General features: G+C 70.0%; 4 protein-coding genes. 3 read left to right on the top strand and 1 reads right to left on the bottom strand.

Annotated elements, in window-relative coordinates:
* Positions 1 to 2,912 (top strand): 2Fe-2S iron-sulfur cluster-binding protein (locus ACNFOC_RS47805; RefSeq protein WP_416965274.1); only part of this gene is annotated, 2,912 nt, incomplete at its 5' end.
* Positions 2,905 to 3,516 (top strand): sarcosine oxidase subunit gamma, encoded by a 612-nt coding sequence (locus tag ACNFOC_RS47800; RefSeq protein ID WP_416965273.1) that lies wholly within the window; start codon positions 2,905 to 2,907, stop codon positions 3,514 to 3,516. The genes ACNFOC_RS47805 and ACNFOC_RS47800, both read left to right, overlap by 8 nt.
* Before the next feature lie 30 nt (positions 3,517 to 3,546).
* On the opposite strand, the gene ACNFOC_RS47795 is transcribed toward ACNFOC_RS47800, so the two are convergent.
* Complete coding sequence (locus ACNFOC_RS47795; protein ID WP_416965272.1) at positions 3,547 to 5,004, bottom strand: MFS transporter; 1,458 nt, start codon at positions 5,002 to 5,004, stop codon at positions 3,547 to 3,549.
* A 456-nt stretch (positions 5,005 to 5,460) separates the two neighbouring features.
* Here ACNFOC_RS47795 and ACNFOC_RS47790 point away from each other — a divergent pair, with 456 nt between their 5' ends.
* Complete coding sequence (locus tag ACNFOC_RS47790) at positions 5,461 to 7,236, top strand: tannase/feruloyl esterase family alpha/beta hydrolase (RefSeq protein ID WP_416965271.1); 1,776 nt, start codon at positions 5,461 to 5,463, stop codon at positions 7,234 to 7,236.
* The last annotated feature ends 74 nt before the right edge of the window (positions 7,237 to 7,310 follow it).

Raw genomic sequence — 7,310 nt, 5'->3', positions numbered from 1 at the left:
GTTCCCAGGGGGCGGAGCCCCCTGGGAACGGGGTCGAAGGGGCAGAGCCCCAGGAGGATGGGACGGGTAGGGGCGGCGGGGGCGAAGAAACCCATCCGTTCCGCCACCCCACCCACGGCCGAATCCACCGAGATACCCCCCTCACCTTCACCTTCGACGGCACCGAATACACGGGCTACAAAGGCGACACCCTCGCCTCCGCCCTCCTCGCGAACGGCGTCATCCAAACCGGCACCAGCATCAAACTCGGCCGCCCCCGAGGCATCTTCACGGCCGGCGTCGAGGAACCCAACGCCGTCATCCAGATCGAGGCCCCCTTCCCCGAGCCGATGCTCCCGGCAACGACCGTCGAGCTGTACGACGGCCTGGTCGCGACCAGCCTCCCGGGCCAGGGCCGCCTGGCCACGGAACCCGACCCGGCTCGCTACGACGCCGTCCACGCCCACTGCGACCTGCTCGTCGTAGGCGCGGGCCCGGCCGGCCTCGCAGCCGCCGCAGCCGCAGCCCGCACCGGAGCCCGAGTGATCCTCGCCGACGACCGCCCCGAACTGGGCGGAAGCCTGCTGGACACGGCTCAACTCCTCGACTGGGTAGCCGAGTTGAGCGAGGAGCTCGCCGCGGCACCCGACGTACGCGTACTCCGCCGCACCACCGTCTTCGGCCACTACGACGACAACCACCTCCTCGCCGTGGAACGCCGCACCAACCACCTCGGCGCAGCGGCCCCCGCCCACGTCTCCCGAGAACGCGTCTGGCGCATCCGCGCCCGCCGCGTCGTCCTCGCAACAGGCGCCCACGAGCGCTCACTCGCCTTCGCGGACAACGACCGCCCCGGCGTGATGCTCGCCGCCTCGTCCCGCGCCTACGTCCATCGCTACGGCGTCCTCCCCGGCCGTGGCGCCGTCGTCTTCACCACCAACGACACCGCGTACGCAGCCGCGTTGGACCTGGCGGCGGCAGGCGTGGAGGTCGCGGCGATCGTGGACACCCGCCCGTCCGAGCCGCAGGAGTGGGCGGGCCGAGCCCGTGAGGCAGGCATCGAGGTACTGACCGGACACGCGGTCGTGGGCACCGAGGGCGCCCCACGCCTGACCGCCGTGACGGTCGCCCCGTACGGCGAAACCAAGGGCACGACAAGGCGGTTCGCCGCCGACCTCCTCCTGGTCTCCGGCGGCTGGAACCCCGTCGCCCACCTCTTCAGCCAGGCAGGCGGCAAACTCCGCTACGACGACACCCTCGGCTCCTTCGTCCCCGACACCTGCCGTCAGCTGGTCGAGGTCGCGGGCGGCGCGAACGGTGAATTCGACCTGGCCGGAGCCCTGTTGCAGGGCGCGGCCGCAGGGGTTCGGGCGACAGAGGCCGAGGGCTACACGGCCGAACCGCCTTCCCTGCCCCAGGTGACCGGCGAACCCCACACCCCCGCCATGCACGTCTTCGACGTCCCCGGCGCCGGTGACGCCCCCCGCTTCGTGGACCTCCAACGAGACGTCACCGTCGCCGACTTGACCCGTGCCACCGCCGCCGGCCTCGACTCGGTCGAACACACCAAGCGCTACACGACGGCCGGCACGGCCAACGACCAGGGGAAGACCTCGGGTGTTCTGGCCAGCGGCGTGGTGGCCGAACTCCTCGGCGTGGACGTGTCGTTGCTCGGTACGACGACATTCCGCCCGCCGTACACACCCGTCTCCTTCGCCACCCTCGCCGGCCGCGACCGGGGCGCGCTGCACGACCCGATCCGTACGACCGCGCTGCACGACTGGCACGTCATGCAGGGCGCGCTGTTCGAGAACGTCGGCCAGTGGAAACGGCCTTGGTACTACCCGCGCGCCGGCGAGGACATGGAGAGCGCCGTCCTGCGCGAGTGCGCGGCGGCACGCGAGAGCGTCGCCTTCATGGACGGTTCCACGCTCGGCAAGATCGACGTACAGGGCCCGGACGCGCCGGTCTTCCTGGACCGGCTCTACACCAACATGATGAGCAACCTGAAGGTCGGCATGATCCGTTACGGCGTCATGTGCCGCCCGGACGGCATGGTCTTCGACGACGGCACCGCCATCCGCCTCGCACCTGACCGCTACCTGGTCACCACGACCACCGGCAACGCGGCCGCCGTACTGGACTGGATGGAGGAGTGGCACCAGACCGAGTGGCCCGAACTCCGCGTCCACTGCGCCTCGGTGACCGAACAGTGGGCCACCGTCGCCCTGGTCGGCCCCCGCTCCCGCGAAGTGCTCGGCGCCCTCGCACCCCAACTGGCCGTAGACAACGACGACTTCCCGTTCATGGCCTGGCGGGACACCACCGTCGCCGGCATCGAGGCCAGGGTGTGCCGGATCAGCTTCTCCGGCGAACTCGCCTACGAGATCAACGTGTCACCCTGGGAGGCCCTCGCCCTGTGGGAGGCGCTGTACGAGACCGGTGCCCCCTTCGGCATCACGCCGTACGGCACCGAGACCATGCACGTCCTGCGCGCCGAGAAGGGCTACCCGATCATCGGCCAGGACACCGACGGCACGGTTACTCCGCAGGATCTCGGCATGAGTTGGGCGGTCTCGAAGAAGAAGCCCGACTTCATCGGCAAGCGCTCCTACGCCCGCGCCGACGCCGTCCGCCCCGACCGCAAACACCTCGTCGGCCTGCTCCCCGAGGACCCCGCCGCCTTCCTCCCCGAGGGCACCCAACTCATCGCGGACAGCGTGCTCCCGGCCCCGCCCGTCCCGATGCTCGGCCACGTCACCTCCAGCTACCGCAGCGCCGCCCTCGGCCGCACCTTCGCCCTCGCCCTGATCAAGGGCGGCCGCGACCGCATCGGCGAACGCCTCTACGCCCCCGTGGGCGACCGGTTGATCCCGGTGACGGTCGCAAGCCCCGTCCTCTACGACCCCGAGGGAGCCCGCCGCGATGGCTGACACCGCCCTTTCCGTCCCGCGCCGCAGCCCCCTCGCGGGCGCCGCCGACCGGCTGGCGGCCACCACCCGATCCTCCGGCGGCGCGATCCGGCTGGCCGAACTCCCCTTTCTGGCCCAGGTGAACCTCCGGCTCGACGCGAAGGGCGCGGCGGCGGACGCCGTAGGACTCGCGCTCGGCCTGTCCCTGCCCCTTGAGCCCAACGCGGCGGTGCGGGCAGGGGAGTTGACCGTGTTGTGGCTCGGCCCGGACGAGTGGCTCGTGGTGGGACCGCCGGACACCCAGCGGGACGTGGAGAACCGGATCAGGGCGGCGGCCGGTGACGAACACATCGCCGTCACCGATGTCTCCGCCCAGCGCACCACCCTCCTCGTCTCGGGCGCCCGTGCCCGCGATCTGCTCGCCCACGGTTGCCCGCTGGATCTGCACCCGCGTGCCTTCGGTCCTGGACGGTGCGCCCAGACGACGCTGGCCCGCGCCCAAGTCGTGCTGGTCGCCCGGGACGAACCAGGCGCCGGATTCTGGGTGTTGGTCCGTTCCTCCTTCGCCGGTTATCTGGCGGACTGGTTGCTCGACGCGGCCGCCGAGTACGTGCGGAACGTCTGAACCGGCGTGTACGGGGCTGTCCGCGTGGCGTCAGAGCGCCTGGCCGACCACCACCTCGTCGAGGTGCTTGGTCTTGGGGATCAGGAGAACGAGTGCCGCGCCCACGGTGACGCATCCGACGACCAGCCAGAGGCCGTTCGTGAAGCCGGCGTCGAGGTAGAACTGGGTGCCCTTGAGGACGGCCCCGTGCTGCGCCATCACGACGAAGGCCACCTGGGAGACGATGATCTGCGCGACGCCCATACCGAGGGTCTGGACGCCGTTGGCCAGCGCCTGCTCCTCTGGGGTCACCGCCTCGATGATCATGATGGGCACACTGGCCATGACGATGCCCGTGCCCAGCCCGGCGAACACACCCATCCCGATGATCTGCGGGGCGCTGTGGTGCAGGTGGGTGCCGAGACCGTAACCGAATATCGCGAGCAGGGCACCGACGCCCAGCAGGATCCGCGAGTCCATCCGGCGGGCGAGCATGCCGGTGCCGACGGCCCCCACGATGATCATGGCGCTGATCGGACTGGTGACGATGGCGTTGTGGGTCCCGGACCAGCCCAGGCCGTCGGAGATGGTGGGGATCTTCGGCATCAGGATCAGCAGCTGGATCACCACGCCGACGGCGCTGAGTGCGCCGGCCGCGACGGATGTCGCCAGAAGCACGGTCCACACCGGACGACGCCGGGTCATGGCCGACGGGAACAGCGGTTCGGCGACCCGGCGCTCGACGAGCACGAAGACGATCAAGATGACGGCCGACGCGACGACCCAGGTGATGAACTTGCCGCTGCTCCAGCCCCAGTTCGACCCCTCACCGACGGCGTAGACGAGCGCGGTGATCCCGCCGCCGAGGAGGATTCCTCCGGCCCAGTCCATCCGGCCGGCCACCGCACGGATCGGGCTCTCCGGCACGAAGGCGGCCACCAGGACGAAGCTCAGTGCGGTGCTGATGGCCATGAACCACAGCACGCCGCGGAAGCCGTAGTCGTCCAGGAGCCAGCCGGACAGGAAAGGCCCGCCGAAGGCGACGAGGCCGATCCCGCCCGCGAGGATTCCGCTGGCGAGGCCGACCCAACGGCGGGGGAACACGTCGCGGGTGATCGCGTAGGCGAGCGGGGCGGTGGCCGCGTAGATGCCCGCGATGCCGCGCCCGATCAGCAGGGTGCGGTAGTCGGTGGCGACGGCGGCGAGCAGGTCGCCGACGAAGCCGAGGCCGGTGGCGGCGAGCAGGACGCGCTTCTTGCCGAAGATCGCCGCGGCCTTGACGGCGAAAGGCAGGAAGAAGGTCCCGGTCAGCAGGGTCATCAGGGTGAACCAGGCGATGTTCGTGGTCCGGAAGTGGATCGCGACATCGGCCTGCGCGATGCCGGACAACGCGGCGACCAGCGCGACCAGTTGGACGGTCCACACAAGCGCCACGATGACGAGGACGTTGCGGGTGGTGGAGAGAGATCTCTCCTCGGTCTCCGGGAGCGGGGTTTGTGTCTGGGACATCAGCGGCCTTCCGTGGGTGAGCGGAGGTGCAGAGGGCGGCTCTGGATCTGACTGCGTCGGGGGCATACGGCGCGAGAGCGGCGCGTGCCGGTCGCGACGACCCGGGCGGCGGGCATGCCTGCCTCCTTTCGCAGCTCCGGTGCGGCTGGCGATAAAATAGACCTAACGGTCGGTACAAACAATGGTTCGCGCAGAAAAAAGGACGGGAAGGGGGCGGGGGGATTTCACGCGGATCTGGTACTGATCGCGCGTATCCGTGGCTGGCGCGGCAGAAAGTTTCGACGAAATCGTTAACAATCTCGGCGACGGTATTGCGCACGGATTTTCGGAGAGCTACGTTCCTCGCCGTGCCTCCATCGTGGAGCCGGCCTCGGCCGTAGCGCGCCCACCGGTTTCCACGCCTGTCACGGCACCTCGGCACGAACCCCGATCCGGCGATCGAACGGAGTACCCGGCATGCCCCAGCTGTTCAGAAGGCATCGGTGGAATTCGGCCACCTTCACAGCCACCCTCGCCGCAGTCGTCGCACTGGTCACCGGTGCGAGCGTGGCGCTGGCCGGCAGCACCACGGGCAGTGCGCAGGCCGCCGACCCGGCGTCGGCGAAGGCCGTTTCGGCGAGCACCACGACCGCGGGCATCACGCCGGCCATGTCCTGCTCCGGCATCGCCCAGCTCGACCTGGCCGCCGCCGTCCCCGGCGTGCCCTTCGAGATCACCTCGGCCACCGAGCTCGCCGCGAGCGCCAACACCCTTGGAAACTGGGCCGCTTGTGACGTCAAGGGCGTCATCGCCCCGCAACTCCACTTCGAGATCAAGCTGCCCCAGACCGGCTGGCAGGCCAACTACCTCCAGGTCGGCTGCGGCGGCCTCTGCGGCAACGTGAACGTCACCAGCGCCCCCGCCTCGACCGGCTGCGTCCCGCTGACCACCGGCGCCTTCGCCGTCGCCTCCAGCGACGAGGGCCACTACCAGGGCGGCGGCCTCTTCTCCACCGACCCGACCCTGCGCGCCGACTTCGGCTACAAGTCCGACCATGAACTGGTCCAGGCCGCCAAGGCAATCATCAAGCAGTACTACGGCCAGGCAGCCACCCACTCCTACTTCGACGGCTGCTCCCAGGGCGGCCACCAGGCCCTCACCGAGGCCCAGCGCTACCCGACCGACTTCGACGGCGTCATCGCCGGCGCCCCGGCCAACAACTTCACCGCGCTGAATACCTTCTCGCACGCCTGGACCGCCCAGTCCGTGTACCTGAACGCTGGCCCGGCGACCATCACCAACGCCGACCTCGCCGACCTCCACAAGGCTGTGCTCAAGGGCTGCGGCGCCCCCGCCGACGGCATCATCGCCGACCCGCTGAGCTGCACCTGGGACCCCGGCACCATCCAGTGCGAGGCCGGCCAGACCTCGACGTCCGACGCGTACTGCCTGACCGCCGACCAGGTCACCACCCTGCGCCGCATCTACGCCGGACCCACCGACGAACACGGCCAACTCCTCTACCCCGGCTACCAGTTGCGCGGCTCCGAGCTGAACTGGGCCGGGATCATCACCCCGGCCACCGCCACCGGCGCCAGCGGCGACATCAGCTTCGTCCGGGAGACCCTGCGCTACCAGATCTTCGACAGCCCCCAACCGACCCTGACGTACAAGGACATCAAGTTCACGGCCGCCTACTACAAGAAGGTCATGCGGCTGGGCGAGGGCATGTACGACGCCACCGACCCCGACCTCACCGCCTTCAAGAAGGCCGGCGGCAAGCTGATCCTCTGGCACGGCCTCGGCGACCAGCACATCCCGGCCGTCGGAACGATGGCCTACTACAAGGCAGTTGAGAAGGTCATGGGCGGCGAGGCGGCCACCAAGACCTTCGCCCGCCTCTTCCTGCTCCCCGGCGTCGCACACTGCGGCGGCGGCCAGGGCCCGGACACCTTCGACGCGCTGACCGCGATCACCGACTGGGTCACCAAGGGCGACGCCCCGGCGAGCCTGACGACGAAGTCGGTCGACAGCAGCGGGAACACCACCGCCTCCCGTCCGGTCTACCCCTTCCCGTACTACGCCAAGAACACCACGGGCGGTTCGGCCACCGACGCGAGCAGCTACACCCCCGTCAAGTCCACCGCCGAAGCCTCCCTCAAGCTCGACTGGCTCGGCTCCTTCCGCTCCGGCTACGAGACGGTCGGCAACTGGGTGGGCGGCAAGTGGGTCGTCACCAAGGGCAGGAACTGACGTACGGCAGACGCTGATGGAGATGCCGCGGCCCCCGGTTCCGAGCCGGGGGCCGCGGCATCGGACTTACCGGG

Source organism: Streptomyces colwelliae (assembly GCF_048158785.1).
Classification (GTDB): domain Bacteria; phylum Actinomycetota; class Actinomycetes; order Streptomycetales; family Streptomycetaceae; genus Streptomyces.
This window is presented reverse-complemented; position numbering and strand designations above follow the sequence as displayed.